The 23,966-nt window shown below is 41.3% G+C and carries 17 protein-coding genes; 7 read left to right on the top strand and 10 right to left on the bottom strand.

Annotated elements, in window-relative coordinates; genetic code table 11:
* Window positions 1-129 precede the first annotated feature (129 nt).
* The 5 genes from ESY88_RS18420 to ESY88_RS18400 all read right to left on the bottom strand — a co-directional run bounded on the left by ESY88_RS18420 (window position 130) and on the right by ESY88_RS18400 (window position 5,641).
* Complete coding sequence (locus tag ESY88_RS18420) at window positions 130-1,134, bottom strand: vWA domain-containing protein (RefSeq protein ID WP_147088140.1); 1,005 nt, start codon at window positions 1,132-1,134, stop codon at window positions 130-132.
* Window positions 1,134-2,750: a hypothetical protein gene (locus ESY88_RS18415; protein ID WP_147088173.1), complete on the bottom strand. Its 1,617-nt coding sequence runs from the start codon at window positions 2,748-2,750 to the stop codon at window positions 1,134-1,136. Before ESY88_RS18415 ends, ESY88_RS18420 begins: the two co-directional genes overlap by 1 nt.
* Window positions 2,751-2,813: 63 nt before the next feature.
* On the bottom strand, window positions 2,814-3,680 hold the full coding sequence (locus ESY88_RS18410) for a DUF58 domain-containing protein (protein ID WP_147088141.1): 867 nt from the start codon (window positions 3,678-3,680) through the stop codon (window positions 2,814-2,816).
* A gap of 140 nt (window positions 3,681-3,820) precedes the next feature.
* A complete protein-coding gene (locus tag ESY88_RS18405) occupies window positions 3,821-4,822 on the bottom strand; it encodes an AAA family ATPase (protein ID WP_147088142.1) in 1,002 nt (333 codons plus the stop codon).
* Between the two features lie 255 nt (window positions 4,823-5,077).
* Window positions 5,078-5,641 (bottom strand): DUF4382 domain-containing protein, encoded by a 564-nt coding sequence (locus ESY88_RS18400; RefSeq protein ID WP_189702650.1) that lies wholly within the window; start codon window positions 5,639-5,641, stop codon window positions 5,078-5,080.
* A gap of 98 nt (window positions 5,642-5,739) precedes the next feature.
* Here ESY88_RS18400 and ESY88_RS18395 point away from each other — a divergent pair, with 98 nt between their 5' ends.
* The 4 genes from ESY88_RS18395 to ESY88_RS18380 all read left to right on the top strand — a co-directional run bounded on the left by ESY88_RS18395 (window position 5,740) and on the right by ESY88_RS18380 (window position 9,482).
* Window positions 5,740-6,612, top strand: a complete 873-nt coding sequence (locus ESY88_RS18395; RefSeq protein WP_223270887.1) for an aldo/keto reductase — start codon at window positions 5,740-5,742, stop codon at window positions 6,610-6,612.
* A gap of 187 nt (window positions 6,613-6,799) precedes the next feature.
* Window positions 6,800-7,549 carry an SDR family NAD(P)-dependent oxidoreductase gene (locus tag ESY88_RS18390; protein WP_147088144.1) on the top strand — a complete coding sequence of 250 codons (750 nt, stop codon included), beginning with the start codon at window positions 6,800-6,802 and terminating at the stop codon, window positions 7,547-7,549.
* Entirely contained in the window at window positions 7,549-8,175 is a 627-nt protein-coding gene (locus tag ESY88_RS18385; protein WP_223270886.1) for an HD domain-containing protein, read from the top strand. The genes ESY88_RS18390 and ESY88_RS18385 overlap by 1 nt, the downstream gene beginning before the upstream one ends.
* Window positions 8,176-8,348: 173 nt before the next feature.
* On the top strand, window positions 8,349-9,482 hold the full coding sequence (locus tag ESY88_RS18380) for an ATP-binding protein (protein ID WP_147088145.1): 1,134 nt from the start codon (window positions 8,349-8,351) through the stop codon (window positions 9,480-9,482).
* 377 nt (window positions 9,483-9,859) lie between these two features.
* Here the strand turns inward: ESY88_RS18380 and ESY88_RS18375 are convergent, their stop codons facing one another.
* From ESY88_RS18375 to amaB, 5 genes are all read right to left on the bottom strand, one after another.
* On the bottom strand, window positions 9,860-11,050 hold the full coding sequence (locus tag ESY88_RS18375) for a DUF1501 domain-containing protein (protein WP_147088146.1): 1,191 nt from the start codon (window positions 11,048-11,050) through the stop codon (window positions 9,860-9,862).
* A 2-nt stretch (window positions 11,051-11,052) separates the two neighbouring features.
* Complete coding sequence (locus tag ESY88_RS18370; protein ID WP_147088147.1) at window positions 11,053-12,423, bottom strand: DUF1800 domain-containing protein; 1,371 nt, start codon at window positions 12,421-12,423, stop codon at window positions 11,053-11,055.
* 112 nt (window positions 12,424-12,535) lie between these two features.
* Window positions 12,536-13,216 carry a hypothetical protein gene (locus ESY88_RS18365; RefSeq protein ID WP_147088148.1) on the bottom strand — a complete coding sequence of 227 codons (681 nt, stop codon included), beginning with the start codon at window positions 13,214-13,216 and terminating at the stop codon, window positions 12,536-12,538.
* A complete protein-coding gene (locus ESY88_RS18360) occupies window positions 13,194-13,904 on the bottom strand; it encodes a hypothetical protein (protein ID WP_147088149.1) in 711 nt (236 codons plus the stop codon). The genes ESY88_RS18365 and ESY88_RS18360 overlap by 23 nt, the downstream gene beginning before the upstream one ends.
* Before the next feature lie 307 nt (window positions 13,905-14,211).
* Entirely contained in the window at window positions 14,212-15,765 is a 1,554-nt protein-coding gene (amaB, locus tag ESY88_RS18355; RefSeq protein WP_147088150.1) for an L-piperidine-6-carboxylate dehydrogenase, read from the bottom strand.
* A gap of 120 nt (window positions 15,766-15,885) precedes the next feature.
* On the opposite strand from amaB, the gene ESY88_RS18350 reads away from it, so the two are divergent.
* The 3 genes from ESY88_RS18350 (at window position 15,886) to ESY88_RS18340 (ending at window position 23,946) form a co-directional block, all read left to right on the top strand.
* Entirely contained in the window at window positions 15,886-16,962 is a 1,077-nt protein-coding gene (locus ESY88_RS18350; protein WP_147088151.1) for an isoaspartyl peptidase/L-asparaginase family protein, read from the top strand.
* 119 nt (window positions 16,963-17,081) lie between these two features.
* Window positions 17,082-18,209, top strand: coding sequence for an ATP-binding protein (locus ESY88_RS18345; protein WP_147088152.1), 1,128 nt, complete (start codon window positions 17,082-17,084; stop codon window positions 18,207-18,209).
* Between the two features lie 151 nt (window positions 18,210-18,360).
* On the top strand, window positions 18,361-23,946 hold the full coding sequence (locus tag ESY88_RS18340; protein WP_147088153.1) for an alpha-2-macroglobulin family protein: 5,586 nt from the start codon (window positions 18,361-18,363) through the stop codon (window positions 23,944-23,946).
* Window positions 23,947-23,966 lie beyond the last annotated feature (20 nt).

Raw genomic sequence — 23,966 nt, 5'->3', positions numbered from 1 at the left:
TAACCTCTAACCTCTAACCTCTAACCTCTAACCTCTAACCTCTAACCTCTAACCTCTAACCTCTAACCTCTAACCTCTAACCTCTAACCTCTAACCTCTAACCTCTAACCTCTAACCTCTAACCTCTTTTTACACAAAACTCCTGAACAAGGTAAAGCGCATCAAAAACTCAAGCATCAACAAACCCAAGGCAATCAATACTAGGGGTCTGAATTTTTCATCATAGGTCGTGAATTTAAGTTCATCTACTTCGGTTTTTTCGAGCTTATTGATCTCAGAATAGATTTCCTTTAATTTTTCATTGTCGGTCGCTCTAAAATACTTGCCTTCAGTCATGTCGGCAATTGATTTCAATAAATCTTCATCAATTTCGACCTGCATTCTTCGGTACTGGAAATTGCCATTGGGCAAAATAGAATAAGGTGAGAGGGCCATCCCGTTGGTGCCCAAGCCAATAGTGTAAACTTTAATGCCGTATTCTAAAGCAAGCTCACTAGCGATTTTTGGGTCTATGAAACCAGAATTGTTAACACCATCGGTTAACAAGATAATGACCTTGCTCTTGGCCTTACTATCCTTCAATCGGTTTACTGAGGTGGCTAAGCCCATACCAATGGCAGTACCTCCCTCAATGATTTCGTTGTATTTAATATCCCTTAGCGAGCGCAGCACAATGGCCTTATCGCTGGTAATTGGTGTTTTGGTATAGCTTTCGCCCGCATATTCCACAAGCCCGATGCGGTCATTTGGTCTGCCTTTTATAAATTCTGAAGCCACATTTTTTAAGGCTTCCAGGCGGTTGGGCAATAAATCCTTTGCCAACATACTTGCTGAAACGTCAATCGCCATCACGATATCAATCCCTTTGGTGGTTTTGATTTTGGTGGACTCATCTGAAGTTCGTGGGCGTGCCAAGGCTACAATGATGAAGGCTAAGGCTAATAATCTCAAAATAAATAAGATGGGTCTCAATTTTGGCAATACCGAGCTGCCCACTTTAAAACCCTTGATGCTGGACACCTTAAGCTCTGCGGTTTGTCTTTTTCGTTTGAGAGCGTACCAAAGCATGGCGATTGGCAGCAGTAATAGCAGCCAAAAAAATCCTTTGTTTACAAATTCAACACCTTCCAACATTAGTCTTCTGCTTTTTTAAGTTCTATGGAATTGATAACCCGTTCCATAATGTCATTGGCATAAGGATTTTGATTGTCCCAAGCCAAGACGATTTTTTGAAGCACTGATTTATCTTCGGAAACAAAAATCAGGATGGTATATTCACCTGTTTTAAAGTTAGATGAACCTTCCACTGGAAGTTCTAAGCTTCCAAAAACCTTTAAACCTTGCGCAGCATTTGGCGTTTCAAATTTTTCGCGTTTTACAAGGAGGTTTTTGGCACCATTATTTTCAAATCCCCTTATGGCCTGTTCAGCTTCGGCATTGACATCAATTTTTTGCTCTTTTTGAGGATCATATTGTGTGGTGCTTACTTCAATATCAAGGGTTTGCTCCAAACTTCCGTAGGAAAAAGCGCTGCGCCTCGTGGCCTGCGTACTATCGATGGCTTGCATCTCTACGCGTTCTAAAACCGCTGGCGTTGCTATGGTCACAGGCGGAATACCATACTCGCTACTTACCCAGGTACCTTCCAGCAGTTCTTTGGTGTCTTCGCCTACAATGCTGTCCACCACATATGGAAACCCATATTTTAAACCGAAGCCAATAAAAGTGGCGGCTAAAATGAGCACACTTGCAGCAACGGTAAGCCAGATTTTCTCGCGCTTTTTCTTGCGGTCTTCATCGGCTTTATAACGTTGATCCAGTAATTTTTCCTCTTCGGTAGGCTGGGGCAGCGCGTCCTTGACGATGTCGATTTCCATATCGACTGTGGTTCTATCTAATTTGGCGAGTTCTAAATCTGGTGCAGATTTTGCAAATTTCACTAAATCGGCACGTTTTAAGATGAGCTCTATATTGCGAATGTCTTCCTTGCTTAATATGATTTTATTGGCGTCTTTGAGTAGGTGCAATCTACTTATCAGTTCGTCGGTAGTGCTTTCTAAGGCACGGTCATACACTTTTTCATCGAGGTATTTACGAATGATAAAGGTCAGTTCGGAATAATAACCTTTCAGCTCTGAGCGTTGCAGGTAATCGGTCTCATCGAGTTTTTGGAGCGCTAGTTTTGCCCTGTCGTAAGGCGGAAGCAAGGCAATTTCTTCGGCTTCGGTCAATGGTTTTCTACGCCAAATAAACCAATATAAAGCGAAAGCCACTAAAGCAATTATCAAGACCGAAAGCAGCACGTACAGCCAAAAATAACTCGTGGCTTTTTCTACCTTGATCATGGGTTTGATATCGTAGAGTTGTTGCTTGGTGGTATCTACTTCAATGGCATTTACCCTGACCTTGAGCGAATCGGTATAGAAAACGGTTTCGCCAATTGTAATTTTTTGTCTCGGAATTGTATAGGCACCCGAATCAAACTGCGTCAACCCATATTTTTTAATGAGCTTAAATTTGGCGTTGGTCTTAGTGGTATCGGTCTTGTAAGCCTCAATCATTTCGAGTGGCATAAATGTTTGCCCGTCGGGGAAGAGTACGAAATCGCTGCTATCGGCTTCCACCTGAATCTTGTAGGTAATCTGCTCGCCAATCTTTATGGTGGTACTATCAATAGAGGAGCTTACTTGCGCAAAGGAGAATAAAGAAAATAGAGAAAAGAACAGCGACCAAATGGCAACCGAACCCATGCCAAAACAAGGCGTCCTCAACTTCAAAAATCTAAAATCATAAATCATAAATCCTAATTCGGTTTAGCCTCTACGTTTAAAATAGCCCAATAATTTTCTCACATAACTTTCATCTACGCGACAGTCGATGCTGCCTGCTCCAGATTTGTTAAAGGACTCCTTAAAATAAGATACCTTTTCGTTATAAAACTTGCTGTAGTTATTCCTCACTGTTTTTGATGAGGTATTGACGAGTACCAATTCACCGGTTTCCTCGTCTTCCATTTGTACCATGCCCAAACTCGGGATGCTTTCCTCATGTCTATCATATACACGAATGCCTGTGATATCGTGACGTTTGGCAGCGATTTTCAAGGTGTGTTGGTAATCGTCGGCAATAAAATCGGACAACACAAAAACGATGGCTTTCTTTTTCATCACGTTAGACAAAAACTTGAGTGCCATGGCCAAATCTGTCTTCTTGCTTTTTGGTTTAAATTCCAACAGTTCCCTAATAATCCGCAACACGTGAGAACGTCCTTTCTTGGGCGGAATATAAAGTTCTATTTCGTCGGAAAACAATATTAAACCAATTTTATCATTATTCTGTGTGGCAGAAAAGGCTAAGGTCGCAGCTATTTCAGTAATAATCTCATCCTTGAACTGTTCTTTTGTACCGAAGAGTTTCGATCCAGAAATATCCACTACCAACATCATGGTCAATTCCCGTTCTTCTTCAAAAACCTTGATGAAAGGCTCACTGTAGCGCGCGGTAACGTTCCAGTCTATATTTCGCACATCATCGCCAAATTGGTATTGCCGCACTTCAGAAAAAGTCATACCACGCCCCTTAAAGGTCGAGTGGTATTCGCCCCCAAATATATGATCAGACAAGCGGCGTGTCTTGATCTCTATTTTTCGTACTTTTTTAAGAAGTTCTTTTGTGTCCATTCCCCTAAATCCCCAAAGGGGACTTTTATATTTTGCTCTGATTTTTGATTGTTGTAAATTTTAGTAAAAACTTACTTATTGAAGCTAATCCATACGAGTAAGCAACTGCATAATGCGACTGCAAACTGCAACCTCTTTTTTTAAGGTACTTCAATCTCATTGATGATTTTACTAATGATGTCTTCCGAAGTTACATTTTCGGCTTCAGCTTCGTAAGTGAGTCCAATTCTGTGGCGCAGCACATCATAGACTATAGCACGCACGTCTTCAGGAATCACATAACCTCTTCGCTTGATGAAAGCGTAACATTTGGCGGCAGTGGCCAAGTTGATACTTCCACGTGGCGAGGCGCCAAATGAGATAAGAGGCTTGAGTGCGCTCAATTTGTATTGCTCTGGGTAGCGTGTTGCAAAAACAATATCGAGAATGTATTTTTCTATTTTTTCATCCATATAAACCTCACGCACCACTTCTTGGGCTCGTAAAATCTGGGATACTGAGATTACAGGATTAACTTTCTCCCAAGCGCCTTTGAGATTGGCTCTCATGATGAGTTGTTCTTCGGCCAATTTAGGATAATCGATGACGGTTTTAAGCATAAAACGATCCACTTGGGCTTCAGGCAGCGGGTAGGTGCCTTCTTGCTCCACCGGGTTTTGGGTAGCCATGACCAAAAAAGGCTTATCCAAGATAAAAGTTTCATCGCCAATGGTCACTTGTTTTTCCTGCATGGCTTCCAATAATGCCGACTGTACTTTTGCAGGCGCCCTATTGATCTCATCTGCCAAAACGAAGTTGGCGAAGATGGGTCCTTTTTTGATGGAGAAGTCGTTCAGCTTCATATTATAGATCATCGTTCCCACCACATCGGCGGGCAATAAATCTGGTGTGAACTGTATCCTGCTAAAACTTGCATCGACGGCTTGTGAAAGCGTGTTGATTGCCAGTGTTTTTGCGAGGCCGGGAACACCTTCCAATAAAATATGGCCACGTCCCAAGAGACCTATGAGCAAGCGCTCCACCATGTGTTTTTGACCAACGATGACCTTGTTCATCTCCATCATCAACAAATCGACAAAAGCACTTTCCTTTTCTATTTTTTGATTGATCGCATTAATGTCAATTGTAGCATGTTCTTCCATTGAAATTTAGTTTTCATTTTTGGTGTTGGGCGAACTCAAGTCAAGTGATTTGCGTCGGCACAAATACAAAAATATGTTAGTATAAAAACGCGCTATTGGCGCTGTGTTCATTAGGACTTGCAAATTGTTGAAATTTTTCATGTTTTGCTGTTAATAATTGGTTAAAAATCAAAGAGCAACACCATTGAGGTATTGCTCTTGTTAATTTTTTAACTTCGGAAGAATTCAAGACGGATATGCATCCTTAAAATTGGCTTAATATTGTAAGTGTCTAATTAGGGTATTCATCTTCGGCACGAAGTTGATACTATCATCAGCGGTCACGATAATGGAATTATCACTTTCAAACTCCAATGTGAATTCGTAGTTTTTATTGGATGCTAATCTTTTAGCCACAATATTTGAAGAAGCCAATTCTTCAGCATCACTTCCTAGCGGTCTTGATTGGTTGTGGACAATGATGGCATTGTCATTGCCAAGCAGCAGTTTTATTTGTTGCACCTCACCAGAAGGGATCAACATCCCGTCTACCAATATCAATTCGTTATCGTTATTTAATTGTGTCACATTGTAAACACCACTGCTCAACAAATCCAGACTCATCCAAGCACCGGGCGTGTTCGCATCTGCGCCAATTAATAGTTGGACGTCCTTGATGTCAATCATCAGGTTTTGGAGATTATTCTCTGCGCCTTTTAGCTTTACGGTAATGGCGGTTTCATTGCCATAATTATCCAATTCATCTTTTGAACAACTCGTGAACATTAGTAAAATGCAAGCAGCAGTGAAAAGGAATTTTAAGCTTGTTTTGAAATTCATGATTTGGGGGCTTTTATCATTATATATCATCAAAATTATCGCATCCTAAAGGTTTTGAGTATTTTTATACATCAAAAGCATAAAAATCAGTATCAACCGTGAAAACAAACATATATTCTCGATTAATTGCAGGCACAATGACATGGGGCACTTGGGGGAAGCAGCTCAAAAAAACCGAAATGATTGCACTTATGCAGTACTATTTGGAACATGGCATCAATACATTTGACCATGCCGATATTTATGGTGGCTATACCACAGAGGAAGATTTTGGTAGCGCTTTCGCGGAAAGTGGCCTCAAGCGTGAGCAAATCCAACTCATAAGTAAATGCGGAATTCAAGAAATCAGTGAAAACCGCGATAATACCGTAAAGCATTATGATTATAGTAAAGACCATGTGATTTGGTCGGCGGAAAAATCTCTGAAACATCTCAAAACCGATTATCTTGATGTGTTCTTATTGCACCGGCCAAGCCCTTTGATGCAGCCAGCTGAGATTGCAGAAGCCATCACGCATCTCAAAGCACAAGGAAAGATAAAGGCTTTTGGGGTTTCTAATTTTACGCCTTCCCAAACCGAGCTTTTGGCGCAAAATACGGACATAGATACCAATCAAATTGAATGTTCCTTAAGTCAGCATTCTGCAATGCATGACGGAAGTTTAGATCACATGATGGTCAATAAAATTCAACCCATGGCCTGGTCGCCCTTAGGCACGGTTTTCAAGGAAGACAATGCCCAATCAAAACGCATCCACGAGCAACTGGAGGTATTGCAGGAAAAATATAGTGCAACCAAAGACCAATTGCTTCTCGCGTGGATTTTAAAACATCCGGCCAAAATCAACCCTGTTATTGGCACCACCAATAAGAAACGCATTGAAAATGCCGTAAATGCTTTGGACATTAATTTGGAATTGGAAGATTGGTTTAAACTATTGGTCGCGAGTCAAGGGCATAAAGTACCTTGAAAGGGATTGGACAGTCACTGTCGCAGTCACAGTCGCAGTCACAGTCGCAGTCACAGTCGCAGTCACAGTATTCAGTCTTACCACCCCTTAAGCTTTCAACGGTTAAAGTCGCATTCACAATTTTATTTTCAGTGTTTTTATTTTGAATAAAAATTTAATTTCTCAATTGAACAACATATAACAAACCATGAAAAAAATAGCCCTAATTACAGGAGCCACCAGCGGTATTGGTCGAGCAACCGCTTATGAACTTGCCAAGCACAATATTAATTTGATCCTCTGCGGACGGCGACAGGAACGCTTAGTTGCTATCCAAAAAGAACTGGGTTCGCAAGTCAAGGTGCACACACTTAACTTTGATGTGCGAGATAAAAAAGCAACTTTGGAGGCCATTGCCTCGCTTCCAGAAGATTTCAAAACCATAGATATCTTAATCAATAACGCAGGTAACGCCCACGGGCTCGACCCAATTCAAGATGGTGATTTGGACGATTGGGATGCCATGATAGACATTAATGTGAAGGGTTTGCTCTACGTGAGTAAGGCTGTGATTCCGCAGATGACGCAGCGAAAATCGGGACATATCATCAACATTGGGTCTTCCGCAGGTAAGGAAGTCTATCCCAAAGGGAATGTGTATTGCGGGAGCAAACATGCTGTTTTGGCGATAACAGAAGGCATGCGTATTGATTTGAATCCCTTCGGCATTAAAGTCGCAGCCATCAATCCAGGGTTGGTGGAAACGGAATTTTCCGAAGTAAGGTTTAAAGGCGACAAAAAAGCAAATGAGGTTTACAAAGGCTACAAAGCACTACAGCCCGAAGATGTTGCGGAAGTGATTTATTTTGCCATTTCGCGCCCGCCACACGTTAATATTGCCGATGTGCTTGTATTTTGCACTGCACAGGCCAATAGCACGACCTTGAATAAGAATTGATGGAAGCCTGGTTGAAAAAGGAGTGGACGCAATTGATTTCGGCTCATACCGATAACAATGTGCTCGTTTTCAATTATTGGACTACTATCGAGCTGTTTTATACTGCGGAAGGCAGGCATTACCACAACCTTAACCATATTTATAATTTGCTCTTGCAGGCGGAAGCTATAAAGGAATACATTTCCGATTATGACGCCTTGAGATTTGCAATTTGGTACCATGACATTATTTGTAAGGCCACAAAGGGAAACAACGAGACTAAAAGTGCCGAATTTGCCATAAATCAATTAAAAGCAACCAATTTTTCGAAAAATCGAATGGAAATCGTTCAAAACCTTATCAAATCGACTCAAAAGCATAAAGTAATTTGCCCAGATAACACTGATAATGCATTTCTTTTGGATATGGATTTGTCTATCTTAGGAAACGATTGGAGCAGCTATCAAAGCTACATTCAAAACATACGGAAGGAATATGCCATTTATCCTGATTTGATTTATAAAAGCGGACGAAAAAAAGTGCTTCAGCAATTTTTGAAACAAGAGCGCATCTATATTACCAAACATTATTTCGAACGCTTTGAAAAACAGGCGCGATTGAATATTGAAAGGGAATTATTGTTATAATCGAATTTAGACGCCATTTGAGAAATTTAACCGATTTTGAAAAGATTCCTGTTTTGGCAGGCGATAAATAAGAGTCTCCCTCATGCGGAATATGAGGAGATATAGGGGCTTCCTGCTTGCCGAGATTAATTTGAGTTTAATATTAAAAGAGTCCCGCTTTCGCGGGAACAGATATGATTAACAAACGCCTACTTATAAAGAACCTTTTGGCTCACAATGATGAGAACAGTTTTTATGACAAAAAGCGACAAATTGACATTGGGCTAAAGGAAGGGAAGGCCAAATTTTTAAAGCACATTTGTGCACTTTCCAACAGCAACCCCAAGAACAATTCCTATATCGTGATTGGGGTGGAGGATAGTGACAATATCATTTTGGGGGTTGATTTTTTTGATGACAGCAAAATCCAGAATCTTATCAATGCCTATTTCAGCAATCCGCCCATTGTGATGTATGAGAACATTCCTTTTCCGCATTTACCTGATGATAAGGTGGTGGGTTTGGTTACCATTAGACCCATGGATGAATTGACCTCCCTCCGGAAGAATATTTGGAAATATTATGGAGGCTCTGTGTTTTTTCGTGATGGGAGTATGAGCATGCCCAAAGTTTTTGATGTTTTAATAAAGGATGTGAATTCTGGAACGGTGCAAGCCATAGAAGCACATTCGCAAAACAACGTCGAGTACACACTGGATGGCGTGTTCGACTTTATGAAAAAGCGTAAGGATTACAATCCGCAATACAAGGTTTTTAAGGAATATTTTGTGGTTTGTTGGTCTGGAGAAAAAAAAATCGTCAATGCCGAGGTGCTTTTCTCAAGGGTGGATATTGAATTGATCAATGAGCAGGTGCGTTTGTTTTATTCCACATTGGATGAGGTTGATATTAGCTATGATGACAATTCATTTAAGATTGTGGAATACGTAAATCTAGGTTTGCAAAAAGCTTATACATATTATGAACTAGAAGAAACCATCATTCATTTTGAAGACAATATGCATTACAGCATTGAAACCAAGTTGCTGTTTCAGCCACCCCAATTTGACAAGAAGGTATTGCACCATATTTACAATGCCAATAATGCCATTTTGAAGAAACTTCAAAACGGTTCCAGCTTAAATCCAAACGAATTGGAAGATCTCAAAAACCTACCAGCATCTTACCTTATCTGCTATTTAAATTTGTTTCACGAAGCTTTGGAAAAGCTACATGAAGCAAAACCATTTCTTAAGTTGAACTACCCAGAAATATACGAATCGTACCAAGATGCCTTGCGCATTCTTAGAAAAGTGAAGTATAGCTAGACATTTGAAATACGATTTACCGTTCATCCAATTTATGTGTTAATCACAGGATTTTTTTTTGAAAATTCAAAAAAAGACTCATATTTGAAGTGCTATTAATCAATTGCTTAGAACCTTATTTCAAAATCGATATTTCGACGGCGACATAAGGTTTTCTGTTTTAAAACTGGAAAATTGCGGAAATAATTCCCATGAAAATTTATGTCTAAAGGTGGAAAATTCGCTCAAGATTTACCATCCATACATTATTTACAACCAACCATAAACTTGTTATTGGGTATCTTCTTAATTATACCGATTTTCACGCTGCTATTAATCAATTGTAAAGAACCCTTTTTCCTTTTTTCGAGCAATCGAAAAGGACGTTGGGTTTTTTTTTAGATAAAATTCAAGTTCTCAAAGGAGGGGTTGATGATGTTTTGTTTTCCTACTTCCAACCATTTATTCAGCACGGTTGCATAAATCGCTCTAAAATCGACCGTGTATTTCAAGTCGCCATTAGGATCCAAATCGCTTAGGCTGGCCAAATCATTATAAAACCCTTGCTGTTTCAGTTGATTACCAATAATAAACACATTACTGGCAGCACCATGATCTGTACCATTAGCGGCATTTTGTTTTACACGACGGCCAAATTCAGAGAAAGTAACAATGAGCGTATCGTTAAAGCTGCCTTGAGATTTGAGGTCTTTGACCATGGCTTCAATGCCTTCGGCATACATACTTAACAAACGTTTTTGGGAATTCACTTGATTGGCATGTGTGTCAAAACCGCCGAGTGAGGTATAGAATACCCGGGTTTCCATGCCAGAATTTATGAGTCTTGCAGCGGTTTTAAGCTGATTGGCAAAGGCATTTTGCGGATATTCAACCGCGTTGGTTGCGGTCTTGTTCTTTTCAAAAATATACTTGGCCGATGACTGGGCGTCAATCATGGTTTTATAGAGGTAGCCAAGATTATGCTCACTCAAATGCGTGTCGTTTTGATGCGCCAAAATGTTTTTGAAATAGGGATCATTTGAAGTTCTAAATAAGACGTTCGGGTTTTTGGTTGCAATGCCATTGTTGGTTTCCCCTTTTAAAGCGAGAGACAGACTATCGTCAATTTCGATGGCATTATGGGGCGAAGTACCGTAGGCGTCCAAATAGCGACCAATCCAACCTGTTTGTAGATACTCATCGGCAGCGCTTGCGGTTTGCCAAATGGCTGTGGACCTAAAGTGTGAGCGATTGGGATTGGGGTAGCCAACGTTGTTGATCACGCTCAAATTCCCGTCGTCATAGAGGCGTTTTAAGGGTAAAAGACTTGAGTGAAAGCCTAAATCATCGGTCATTTTTAGCACATCGGTTTTAGCGATGGCAATTTTTGGACGACTGTTATAATAGGCATCATCGTTAAAAGGCACAATGGTATTGAGGCCATCATTACCACCAGACAGCTGTATCATGACCAAACGTTTGTAGCCCAAGTGTTGAGGGGAAATCTGCTCAAAAGCCCGCATAAAATTTGGCACAAAAATGAGGCTACTTGCTAAACTGGATTGTTTTATAAAGTGTCGTCTGTTCATAATTAGCACATTTGATATTCGGGTAGGGACATGAGCTGCACACAAAAATTGCGTTGGGAATTTTGGTTTAAACTCGTCAAATACGATTGAGTGCCACCGCTTATTTTTGGCAGAATGATATAGGATTGAAGCTCATCGTAGGAAACCCCATCAAAGGTCTTATCAAAGACTTCCCAAGCGATGGTAGCTTTTATGAACTGTTTCTTTTTGCTTTCAGAATAAAACTTATCAAAAGAGTCTTCAAACTCGCCTTTCTCTTGTATCGAAATATGTGTATTGGCCAAAATGATGGATGGTGATTTTAGGCGAAGCATCAAGGTGTTGCTGTCAATCCAATTTTTGCCACCCTTCCAACCTGCGACGTTTGGCGGATAAAGTAGGACCTGCCCCAAGAGTTTTTGAATTTTAATCAAGTCTTTCGTTTTATCAAAAGTGAAGGGTACGAGCTGTTGTAACCCCACTAAAAACTCTACTGGAGATTTGATTTTGCTGCCAATATTGTTTTCCTCATAAAACCAGTCAGCCATAAAGAGGTGGCGCATGAGATTTTCAATGTTGTAATCTTTATAAAATACTTCGGTAAGCGCTTCGACATGCTTGTTGTTCACATTGTCATTCACAAAATACCTGTAAATTCTTCCGCAGATAAAATGGGCACATTCTTTTTGTTCGAGAATAATATTGATGATGTCATCGCCATTGAAGTTGCCCGTTTTCCCAAAGAACACTTTTTCCCCAGCATCGTGCTGAAACTCCCTAAACTTAAAATCGCCTTTCAAATCATGGTTGTAACCGGTAAACGCTCGGGCGCTTTCCTTAATGTCTTTTTCGCTGTATTGACCAACGCCTAGAGTGAACAACTCCATCAATTCCCTTGCAAAATTCTCGTTGGGTTTGGCTTTCCGGTTTTGTTTGGTGTTGAGATAGCGCAGCATCGCTGCTTCTTTGGAAATGGCCTTGACAAACTCACGGAAATTACCCAGAGCATGCGTTCTCAAGGTGTTGTTATAAGCTTGGGCATAAACGATATTATTGTCTTGGCACACAAAATGGTTGGCCCAGAACAAAGTCATTTTCTCCCTGAAAACACCTTCGGAAGTATGTAATCGTTCCATCCAACGGTGGTTGAACGTCTGCAATTCGCCTCGGCTCTTTTTGCGCAGTTCGCGAATTAAGGCTTTGTTCTTGAGGTCCTGATTGCTTAAATTGGTAAATGCGGAGAGGTCAATCTCCAGAGGAATAATAGCTTCGGAAGTTTCAAAAAGGTGGTCAACAATGGCCTTTTTTTTCATCGAAACTGAAGCATCCAAAAGCGGTTTGGAAGCTCCAAAGCCGGCTCTCGCGTATAAATGCTGAATGTCTCGTCGTTCCATAAGCTTAAGACCCAATAACCAACTTAAGGTTTAATGCTGAATGCAAAAATACCTGTCTTATTTACGAAACGGATTGAAGTTTCTTTTATTGAAAGATGTTCACGAAGTATCTTTAGAAAACCGATTTTTCTCCAAAATAGAGTTTCAGTCCAAAACCTATTTGATGCACTGCGGTTTTCTCAAAATAGGAATTTAAGGCTGAAGGTACTTGGATTTTGGTTCTATCGCTTCTGTAAGTGTATTTGATAAAAACCGAAAGTGTGCGGTCAACCTCATAAGCGAAATAGGTTTGGTAATTTCTTAAATTCCCGTGGTCCACTTGATAGACTTTGCGGGTATTCGATTGGTTATTTTTATAGCGGGAATTGCCTACAATGGTAACTGCAACACCCAATCTGAAATCCTCCAGTGGTAAAAATTCATAGCCCACGTAAAAATCATGACTGCTCAAGGTGGTTTTTTCGTAATTACCAGTTTTTGAGATGTCTTTATTATCAAAATAGCTATCGCCAATCCCGCCACCGAGAAAGAACTGTTTATAAACGAACAGTTGCAAATCAAAATTAAAGCCGAGGCTGCCACTGGCGCTTTCAGCAAAAAAATTATTGCCTGAGGGGGAAGGCCTATACAGGTCAAAACTCAGTGCAACCTTACGCTCTCTTGCAGATTGTGCTTGAGGAGCATCTTGGGGTTCTGGAATGGTCGTTTCGGTTAAATCTTGCGAAAACACAAATGAACCGCAAAGGCAGGCCAAGACGAAAGCCAGTCGCTTAATAGGTAAAGTTGAACTCATAAGTGCTTTGGTTGACGATGAAAGTTTCGGTAATTGGGGCAGCATCATTTATGGAATAGGTGAATTCCACCTCAGTGCCAAAGGGTGTTCTAAACGAATTTTCAATATCTGGTCTGTTATCATTTAAAACCCTATTTATGGTGATTGGTTCGAGGCAGTAACTTTGGTCGGGGTCCAATTCGCCATCAACAAAGTATGCTACGCAACGCGTATCTTTATAATTAAAACTATAGGCCATAGAGGTTCCTTCCTCGCTAATTCGGCTTATATTGAAAAGTACCGTGCCAATAGTTTTAAGCGTTACGGTTTCTAAATCGAAGACCAAATCATCTGGGAGATATTCAACGGTAGAAGTAAGATAGGCGTAATTGGTATGATCTTCGTCTAAAGTGATTTGGATTGAAAAATCCAAATCTCGATCAAATAATGAAATGACTTCAAAAGTGCCATCAGATTGACTTTGATTTCTGCCCAACAAAAATTCATCACTGCTTGAAGATCCCGAAAAAATGGAACTAGTACCTCGTCTCGTAAAAACGGCGATCTCAGCATCGGCCACTGCTGCGCCAGATTCATTTACAACACTGCCTCTTGCCAGCACCCTAATATCATCCTCAAAGCGCGTTTCGCAACTAAATACTAAACCTGCGAGTAGGAGCGCAAAAATTATCCTGTAATTTTTTTTCATACTGAAAACCTTGATTTCTTAAAAGATGATGGATTTAACAAAAGGTTGCGTCAATATGTAATAAAAAACCCACATTTCTTTTGAAATGTGGGCTTGTTATTTAGTCTGATATTTTTCTCAGGACTATTAGTAAACATGTTGCAAGTAACTGTTTTGCCTAGATTTAAACTTTTGTTTTTCAAAACTCAAAACTCAACAATCAAAACTAACTGCTCAGTTCTATTGTCTGTCAGTTAGTTACGATTGAGTCTTTGTTCTTTGTTATGAAAGCGCAGCGGTCTCACGTCTTAACGGCACAACATTGTAATTACAAATCAAACTTGATACCTTGCGCCAAAGGCAACTCGGTAGTATAATTAATGGTGTTGGTTTGACGTCTCATATAGACTTTCCAGGCATCGGAGCCAGACTCGCGCCCACCACCGGTTTCTTTCTCGCCACCAAATGCACCGCCAATCTCGGCACCAGAAGTACCTATGTTTACGTTGGCAATACCACAATCAGACCCTTGAACCGAAAGGAATGCTTCCGCCTCACGAAGGTTGTTGGTCATAATGGCAGAACTCAACCCTTGAACCACGCCATTTTGAATTTCCAAAGCATTGTGAACGTCTCCAGAATATTTCAATAAATATAAAACAGGTGCAAAGGTTTCGTGCTGTACGATTTCATAATCGGGTTGGGCTTCGGCAATCGCTGGCTTTACGTAGCAACCGCTTTCGTAGCCTTTGCCTTCTAAAACGCCACCTTCAACGATGATTTTTCCACCTTCTTCAACCACTCTTTTTAAGGCATGCTTGTAATTTTCAACAGCATCTTTGTCAATCAACGGGCCCACATGGTTGTTCTCATCCAATGGGTTCCCAATGCGCAATTGCTTATAAGCATCAACGATGGCATTTTTGACTTTGTCATACATGCTTTCATGAATAATGATGCGTCGGGTTGAGGTGCAACGTTGTCCCGCAGTACCTACAGCGCCAAATACAGCACCGATAACGGTCATTTTGATGTCGGCATCTGGTGTGACGATGATGGCGTTGTTTCCGCCCAATTCCAATAAGGATTTACCAAGGCGCGCTGCCACTTCTTGAGCCACGGTTTTACCCATTTTAATGGAGCCGGTTGCAGAAATTAAAGCGACACGTTTGTCTTTCGTCATAAATTCGCCGACTTGATAATCGCCGTTGATAAGGCAGGAAATTCCTTCTGGCAAGTCATTTTTCGCAAAGACTTCCGCAGCGATATTTTGACAGGCGATACCACATAAAGGTGTTTTTTCACTAGGTTTCCAAACACAAACATCGCCACAAACCCATGCTAAAGCCGTATTCCAAGCCCAAACAGCAACAGGAAAGTTAAATGCCGAGATAATCCCGACAACCCCCATTGGGTGGTATTGCTCGTACATTCTGTGTCCTGGACGCTCAGAGTGCATCGTTAGGCCGTGAAGTTGACGTGAAAGACCCACTGCAAAATCACAGATGTCAATCATTTCCTGCACTTCGCCAAGACCTTCTTGATAGGATTTGCCCATTTCATAAGAGACCAATTTGCCCAAAGGCTCTTTTTTCTCTCTCAGCTTATCGCCAAACTGGCGCACAATTTCGCCACGCTGTGGGGCAGGCATGGTTCGCCAGGTCTTGAAGGCATCGGTTGCAGAGGCCATCACTTTTTCATAATCTTCTTTTGAGGTCGTTTTGACCTTGGCAATAAGTTGTGCATCCACGGGGGAACGCGATTCAATCACTTCGCCATTGGCAAAATGGTTTGAACCTGTTGAAGTGCCATTATTGATATCTTTAACGCCTAATTGTTTCAAGGCTTCTTTTATTCCGAAATCGGTAGCTACTGCTTCCATTTGTACTTGTTTTTTAAGGATTATTAGATTTTTAGGCGAAGTTACTAATAAAATGTCGATTTCCCTTGTAAGCTTAAGGGCTAAAAATGTAACTTTAAAGCGTTTAAAAAACTTTATATCATGAGAAATCCTATCTTTTTTCTGGCTTTATTTTCGCTGTGTTTGTCTTGCGGCGAGATGGATTCCAATGCCAATACTACTGCTAAAGCTTCAGATGATAAGCCTTCCGAAGTAACCCAAAAAGCAGAGTTTGCCATTATCATCCATGGTGGTGCTGGTAATATTCTGAAAAAAAACATGACTTCGGAAGATGAAGCAGCTTATAAAGCAAAATTGGAAGAAGCGATTCGCGTAGGTTACGAGATTCTCAAAAATGGCGGAAGCAGTCTTGATGCCGTTCAAAAAACCATCAATGTGATGGAAGATTCGCCACTCTTCAATGCCGGGAAAGGCGCGGTTTTTACCAATGCCGAAACCAATGAATTGGATGCTTCCATTATGGATGGCAAAACCTTGAATGCTGGTGCTTCCGCAGGGACAACCACCGTTAGAAATCCCATAAATTTGGCCAGAGCCATTATGGATAATTCGCCTCACGTGATGATGGCTGGCACTGGCGCGGAAACCTTTGCAAAGGAACAAGGTTTAGACATCGTTTCGCCCAGTTATTTTTATACTGAAAACCGTTTCAAATCCCTTCAGCGTATCAAAGCTTCGGAAAAAACTGAAGGCGACCACGACAATAATCAAGCCTTTTACGACCCAACGATCAAAGACTCCAAATTTGGCACTGTGGGCTGTGCCGCACTCGACAAAGATGGAAACTTGGCAGCGGGCACCTCAACGGGAGGCATGACCAACAAGCGCTACGGCCGTGTAGGCGATGCACCGATTATTGGTGCAGGCACCTATGCGAACAATAATTCCTGCGCCGTTTCAAGTACAGGTTGGGGCGAGTATTTTATCAGGGCGATGGTAGCGCACGATATTTCGGCCTTGATGCAATACAAAGGCATGAGTTTGGCGGAAGCTGCCCGCGAGGTCATCCAGAAAAAAGTGCCAGATTTGGGTGGCGATGGTGGCATTATCGCAGTCGATAAAAACGGTGCCATGGTCGCTGAATTCAACACTGCTGGCATGTATCGCGCCACAATGAATGATAAAGGCGAGTTGGAGATTGGGATTTATGGGGAGTGAATGTGGTTGTTCTAAAATAATAATATGCAGACGTAAATTCCTTTAAAATTAAAAACTATGAATTTTGCGGTTCAAGTAGCAAGATTTATATTAAATTTGCTATTCAATCCGCAAAATTTATGATTTTACGTGAAATATCAAAACTATTAGAACAAAAAATCAAGGATTCTAAAATAATTATCCTTGTTGGCCCACGACAGGTTGGGAAGACTACACTCCTAAAAACCATGTTTAAAACCGAAGCTACGCTGTGGTTGAATGGCGACGATGCCGATGTGAGGTCGAAACTCTCGAATACATCCAGCACCTATCTCAAGCAGTTGGTGGGTACTCACGATAGACTCATTATTGATGAGGCGCAGCGTATAGAAAATATTGGATTGACCTTAAAAATACTCCATGACCAACTTCCCGAAGTTAAAGTATTGGCTACAGGCTCCTCTGCTTTTGAGTTGGCCAATCAAATTAATGAGCCACTTACAGGCCGAAAATGGGAGTTTCATCTTTGGCCAATAAGCTTTGAGGAAATGGCAAATCATCACTCTCTTTTAGAAGAAGAGCGCCTTCTGGAGCATCGCTTGGTTTACGGTTGGTATCCAGAAGTTATCAACAATCCTGGCTCTGAGAAATTAATCTTGAATGCACTTTCAGACAGTTATCTTTATAAAGATATTCTGACTTGGGAAGATATTAAAAAACCGCAAAAATTGGAGGCCTTGGTTCAGGCTTTGGCGTTTCAGATTGGGCAGCAAGTGTCTTATCACGAATTGGGACAAATTGTAGGGCTCAATAATGAAACTGTAGAGCGTTATATAAATTTACTCGAAAAAGCCTTTATCATTTTTAGATTGCCTTCGTTGAGCCGAAATTTACGCAACGAATTAAAAAAGAGTCGCAAGATTTATTTTTACGATGTGGGTATCCGCAATTCTGTAATTAAAAACTGGAATCCTGTGGCCATGCGTCAGGATGTTGGGGCGCTTTGGGAAAATTTCCTGATTGTTGAACGCCTCAAACATAAGTCTTACAACCAGCTGTTCTCAAACGACTATTTTTGGCGCACCCATGCTCAACAGGAAATTGATTTTATTGAAGAATCTGGAGGTGTTCTCCATGCCTACGAATTCAAATGGAATCCCAAACGTAAAGCCAAATTCAGCAAAGCTTTTAAAGATGGGTATCCAAACCACGAACTTTCGGTGGTCAACAAAACTAATTTCTTAGATTTTGTGCAAAAGCCCATATAGAATCGACTTTAGGCGGCAAAAAACGAATTCTAAAACGCCCTACACACTTCCTCACTTAAACCCAACGAATCCTAAAAGACACATTATAAACTGAAATGAATGTTTAAATTTGGTCTAGTTAAAATCCTTGATTCTCAAACCATTCCAGAACATGAATTCCAAATATATCTTTACGTGCCTTGTGTGCCTAACCATGCTCTTCTCCTGTAAAGAAAAGGATTCGGCAGCATCTGAAACTGATAATCTCTTCAAATTCAGGGATTATATTAGCTATACGTCTTCGGGTTTGCAGTCGGTCGCGGACCCCATTGCCATAACTCTTTCCACAGATGTGCAGGGTTGGGAAATGGGGCAGGAGATTTCTGATGAAATCATGAGCATCACACCTCATGTTGAAGGAAAAATTACGGTCGCCAACGCGCATACGTTGCTCTTCAAACCTGATGAAAATTTAGAACCGGCCACAGAATATGCGGTAACCCTTAAGTTGGGCGCTATTTATAAAGACCTTCCAAGTGAGTTTGAAAATTACAGCTTTCATTTTAAGACCATCACACCAAATTTCAGTTTGAGCACCAATAATTTGCAGTCGTATTCTAAAAAATGGCAGTATTTGGAAGCGGTCATCAAATCGGCAGATGTGATGTCATTGAGTCAAGCCAAACAATTGGTGCAAGCCACTCAAAATGGAGAAGCGCTAAAATTGCAATGGAATGAAATCAACGATAATTCTAAATATTTCGAATTCAAGATTGACAGCATCAACCGAAAAATCGAAGACAGCGAAATCCTCGTTAAATGGAATGGAAAACCTATAAAATCTAATACTACGGGCGAAAATAAACTGACTATTCCTGGCATCAATAATTTCACGATTGTTAGTGTGGAGGCCTTTAAAAGTCCAGAGCAAATAGTATCCATAAACTTTTCCGACCCTTTAAAAAAGCAACAGAATTTCGACGGATTGGTAACCATTCAGGGAGTAAAAAGTCCGAAATTTATTGTTAATGGTAATGTGCTGAAGGTCTATCCGGATGGCAAATTGGTTGGGAATATTCAGGTAGATGTATTTCAAGGCATCAACAATAGCGATGGGTTTAAACTGAAAAAACCTTTTTCCGAAGCCATTTCCTTTGAGGAGGAAAAACCTATGGTACGCCTGATTAGCAATGGTACGATTTTACCAAATTCTGAAGATCTAAAATTCAATTTTGAAGCGATCAATTTGAGTGCAGTTGATGTGCGTATCATCAAAATATTTGAAGATAATATTCTGCAATTTCTTCAGGACAATACTATGAATAGCGATAATGGCAATGAGATTAGACGTGTTGGGCGTCGCATTGCCAAACAAACGATTCAGTTGCAAACGGCTGCCGAAAATTCAGGCAAATGGAAGGCGTATAGCATCGATTTATCTAAATTATTCAAGGCTGATGCGGGCGCGATTTACCGTGTAGAGCTGAGTTTCAAAAAAATGTATTCCTTGTATGATTGTGAAGCAAATGCGACTACATCCGTAGAAAATCAAGACGACGATTATGATGATTACTACCACGAGGAAGATTATTATGGCAGTGATTATGCTGAAACCTACACTGAAGATGAAGAATTAAGGGAAGAAGAGTATTGGGACAACCGCAGCTACGATTACAAAAACTACCGCTACAACTATCGGGAACGCGATAACCCTTGTCATGAGGCTTACTACAATCAAAACAGAATTGTAGCCCAAAATGTATTGGCTTCCAATTTGGGTGTGATTGTTAAACAGGGCGCCAATAACAACTATTATTTTGCGGTTACCAATATTTTAAATACCAATCCGGAAGCTGGCGCAAAGATTACACTTTATAATTTTCAGCAACAGGAAATTGGGTCAGTTTCAACCGATGGCGATGGTTTGGCGCAATATAAATCCAACAAGTACGCCTATTTTGCGATTGTTGAAAAGGGCAAGAACTCCAGTTATTTGAAATTGGCCGATGGAAATTCGCTATCGCTCAGTAAATTCGACGTGTCTGGAAACCAATTGCAACGCGGCCTCAAAGGGTACATCTACGGCGAGCGCGGTGTTTGGAGACCAGGCGACACCTTATTCTTGACCTTTATGCTTAACGATAAGGCGAATAAATTGCCAGTAGGCCATCCGGTAAAAATGGAAGTGACCGACCCTGCAGGAAAGCTCATTTACAAAGCGGTAACTAGTGATAATCTCAATAACGTGTTTAGCTTCCCAGTCGCAACAACTTCCGAAGGGAAAACAGGAAATTACAGCGCCAAGGTTTCTGTTGGTGGCGCACAATTTTACAAGGCCTTAAAAGTGGAAACCGTTAAACCAAACCGACTCAAAATCAAGGTCGATTTTGAAGAAGAGGTCTTGACCAGCAAAACTCCGCTCGACGGCACTTTGGATGTGGCTTGGCTGCACGGTGCGCCTGCCAAAAATATAAAGGCGGAAATTAAGGCGAAATTCAGCAGCTCCTATACCGGTTTCAAAAATTATAAAGATTACATTTTTACAGACCCCACCCGAACCTTCGATACTGAAGAACTAATCGTTTTTGAAGGGAACGTTAATGCGGAAGGCAAAGCCAATATCAACAAGCAATTGGAGGTTGGTAAAAACGCACCAGGCATGCTCAACGTACAATTTTTGGTAAGGGCTTTTGAAAATGGAGGCGATTTTTCCTTGGATGCCTTTACCAAAACCTATTCGCCTTACGCGTCTTATGTGGGGCTTCGCTCGCCAGAAGGTAATGCCTATGGGGCTTATTTCACAGACACCAAACAAAGCTTTGATTTGGCGGTGGTTGATAAGGCAGGCAAACCTGTAAAACGCGATAACCTCGAGGTCAAAATCTATAAAATTGAATGGCGTTGGTGGTGGAATTCCTCTTACGACAACCTCTCCAGTTACGTCTCCAGTACTTACCACAGGCCGGTAATGGACCAAATAGTTGCAACAGATGCCAACGGAAAAGCCACATTTGATATCAAGATTCCTGAAGACGAACGCGGGCGTTACCTCATTAGAGTTACCGACCCGGTTAGCGGTCACGCCACAGGAAGAACGGCTTATTTTTATAAAAACTGGTCTAATATATCGCCAGGCAACGATAAGGAAGCTGCCAAAATGTTGGTCTTTGCCGCCGATAAAGAACATTACAATGTGGGCGAAACCGCAAAAATCACGTTTCCGTCCAGTAGTGAGGGGCGCGCCCTGGTTAGTATCGAAAACGGGTCGGACGTTTTGGACTACAAATGGGTAAAAACCACACAAGGGGAATCCACGGTCAACATTCCTGTTTCTTCGGAAATGGCGCCCAATGTTTTCGTAAACATTTCTTTGTTGCAACCACATGCGATGACCAGCAATGATTTACCAATTCGCTTGTATGGCGTGATTCCGATTATGGTAGAAGACCCTAAGACCATTTTAAGACCTAAATTGAACATGCCAGACGTCTTGCGACCTGAGCAGGAATTTGAGGTCAAGGTTTCAGAAAAAAATAACAAAGCCATGACCTATACCATTGCCATGGTTGAAGAAGGCTTGTTGGATTTAACCCGCTTCATGACCCCAAATGCTTGGGATGAATTTTACGCTCGCGAAGCGCTGGGTGTAAAAACCTGGGATATTTTTGATGATGTGATTGGTGCCTATTCTGGCAGTATTGACCAAGTGTTTGCCATTGGTGGCGATGGCAGCGCCATGAAGGGCAAGAACAAAAAAGCCAATCGGTTTAAGCCAGTGGTTACCTATTTAGGGCCTTTTGAGCTGAAAGCAGGCGGCAGCAAAACCCATAAACTGAAAATGCCAAATTATATTGGTGCGGTAAGAACCATGGTGGTGGCGAGTAACGCTGAAGATGAAGCTTATGGCAACACGGATAAATCGGTACAAGTGAAAAAACCATTGATGGTATTGGCCACGCTTCCACGGAAATTGAGCCCTGGAGAAAAAGTGACCCTGCCGGTAACCGTATTTGCGATGGAACCGAAAGTGAAAAATGTGAATATCAGTCTGAAACTTAGCGATGGCATTTCCGTGGTCGGGAAAAGTTCAGCAACCATGACTTTCGCCAAACCCGACGAGCAAATGGCTTACTTTGAGCTTGATGTGAGCAAAGCCAATGGCATCAATACCGTTGAGGTAATTGCCACAGGAAATGGCGAAAAATCTATCTATAAAGTAGAGTTGGATGTCGTGAATCCGAATCCGATAAGTTCGCGATACGAAAACACAAAATTAGAGGCTAATGCTTCCGAAACGCTAGAATTTTCAACTTTTGGTGTTGTGGGTAGCAATTCGGCTTCCGTAGAATTTTCCACCTTGCCACCTATGGATTTTACGCGTCGTTTGCAATATTTGATTCAATACCCGCATGGCTGTTTGGAGCAGACCACATCAAGTGTGTTTCCGCAGTTATTCTTGAACGATATTTTTGATTTGACTTACGAGAAGCGGCAGAATATCCAATCCAATATCGAAAATGGCATCAAACGTTTGGGTAATTTCCAAAGACCAAATGGCGGGATGAGCTATTGGATGGGCGAAAATTCGGTAAACGATTGGAGCACCAGCTACGCAGGTCATTTCATGATAGAGGCCGAGAAGAAAGGTTTTGTCTTGCCATTGGGTTTTAAGAGTAATTGGTTGAATTACCAGAAGCAAGCTGCCAGAGATTGGAGGCCAAGTTATAGCAATTATAATTCCGACCTGGCCCAGGCGTACCGATTATATACTTTGGCCTTGGCAGGAAGTGCCGATTTGGCAAGTATGAATAGATTGCGGGAGTTTAGCGAAATTTCAAACGAAGCCAAATGGCGATTGGCAGCAGCCTATGCGCTTGCAGGTCAAAAGGAAGCGAGTGAGCAGCTTTCAAAAGGTGCCAATATCGATTTTCAAGCGCCAAAATATAATTATTATACCTATGGTTCGCTGGACAGAAATAGGGCGATGGCTTTAGAAACCATGATTATTACCAAGAATCCGAAAGCGCGAGCACTTTCTGAAACCATTGCCAAACAACTCTCAAGTAAGGATTGGATGAGCACCCAAACCACTGCTTTTAGTTTATTGGCGATGGCCAAAATGGTGGAAGCAAATGGCGGTAAGAACATGAATTTGAGCTACAGCTTCAACGGAAAATCTGAAAACATTGATACCAAAAATGCCATTGCGGAACGTAGTTTAGATATTAAAGAAGGCAGTAACAGCCTAAAAGTCATGAACAATATCGGAAACTTGGTGTATGTGCGCGTCCTCAATTCGGGGAAATTACAACTGGGAGAAGAATTGGCAGAACAGCGTGGGTTGAGTATTTCTGTAAATTATAAGGATTTGAAAGGAAATACCATGAACATTTCCAATCTGAAGCAAGGCGAAGATTTCGTAGCGACCGTTAGCGTGAGCAATTTGACCAGTGAGCAAGTCAATGACGTGGCGCTAACCCAAATCTTCCCATCCGGCTGGGAAATCGTAAACACCAGATTTACCGATTTTGGCGACACCACCGTAAGTCAAGCCCGTTATACCGATATTCGTGACGACCGTGTGAATTTCTATTTTGATTTGCCACGCAAAGGCAAATACGGCAGCAAAACCTTTACTGTAATGCTCAACGCTTCCTATTTAGGAACTTATTATTTGCCGGGCACCCAAGTAGAAGCCATGTACGACCATGATTATTTTGTGAGAACCAAAGGGGAATGGATTAAGGTCACTCAATAATACCTGCGAAGGCAGGAATC

Source organism: Subsaximicrobium wynnwilliamsii, from assembly GCF_007997225.1.
Lineage (GTDB): Bacteria > Bacteroidota > Bacteroidia > Flavobacteriales > Flavobacteriaceae > Psychroserpens > Psychroserpens wynnwilliamsii.
Note: the sequence above shows the minus strand (reverse complement) of the source record. Positions and strands in the feature narration are given on the sequence as shown.

Excerpts from the sequence above, each read along its gene's own strand:
- ESY88_RS18420 (WP_147088140.1), bottom strand. The coding sequence starts at position 1,134 with ATGTTGGAAGGTGTTGAATTTGTAAACAAAGGATTTTTTTGGCTGCTA.
- ESY88_RS18415 (WP_147088173.1), bottom strand. The coding sequence starts at position 2,750 with ATGGGTTCGGTTGCCATTTGGTCGCTGTTCTTTTCTCTATTTTCTTTA.
- ESY88_RS18410 (WP_147088141.1), bottom strand. The coding sequence starts at position 3,680 with ATGGACACAAAAGAACTTCTTAAAAAAGTACGAAAAATAGAGATCAAG.
- ESY88_RS18405 (WP_147088142.1), bottom strand. The coding sequence starts at position 4,822 with ATGGAAGAACATGCTACAATTGACATTAATGCGATCAATCAAAAAATA.
- ESY88_RS18400 (WP_189702650.1), bottom strand. The coding sequence starts at position 5,641 with ATGAATTTCAAAACAAGCTTAAAATTCCTTTTCACTGCTGCTTGCATT.
- ESY88_RS18390 (WP_147088144.1), top strand. The coding sequence starts at position 6,800 with ATGAAAAAAATAGCCCTAATTACAGGAGCCACCAGCGGTATTGGTCGA.
- ESY88_RS18385 (WP_223270886.1), top strand. The coding sequence starts at position 7,549 with ATGGAAGCCTGGTTGAAAAAGGAGTGGACGCAATTGATTTCGGCTCAT.
- ESY88_RS18380 (WP_147088145.1), top strand. The coding sequence starts at position 8,349 with ATGATTAACAAACGCCTACTTATAAAGAACCTTTTGGCTCACAATGAT.
- ESY88_RS18375 (WP_147088146.1), bottom strand. The coding sequence starts at position 11,050 with ATGAACAGACGACACTTTATAAAACAATCCAGTTTAGCAAGTAGCCTC.
- ESY88_RS18370 (WP_147088147.1), bottom strand. The coding sequence starts at position 12,423 with ATGGAACGACGAGACATTCAGCATTTATACGCGAGAGCCGGCTTTGGA.
- ESY88_RS18365 (WP_147088148.1), bottom strand. The coding sequence starts at position 13,216 with ATGAGTTCAACTTTACCTATTAAGCGACTGGCTTTCGTCTTGGCCTGC.
- ESY88_RS18360 (WP_147088149.1), bottom strand. The coding sequence starts at position 13,904 with ATGAAAAAAAATTACAGGATAATTTTTGCGCTCCTACTCGCAGGTTTA.
- amaB (WP_147088150.1), bottom strand. The coding sequence starts at position 15,765 with ATGGAAGCAGTAGCTACCGATTTCGGAATAAAAGAAGCCTTGAAACAA.
- ESY88_RS18350 (WP_147088151.1), top strand. The coding sequence starts at position 15,886 with ATGAGAAATCCTATCTTTTTTCTGGCTTTATTTTCGCTGTGTTTGTCT.
- ESY88_RS18345 (WP_147088152.1), top strand. The coding sequence starts at position 17,082 with ATGATTTTACGTGAAATATCAAAACTATTAGAACAAAAAATCAAGGAT.
- ESY88_RS18340 (WP_147088153.1), top strand. The coding sequence starts at position 18,361 with ATGAATTCCAAATATATCTTTACGTGCCTTGTGTGCCTAACCATGCTC.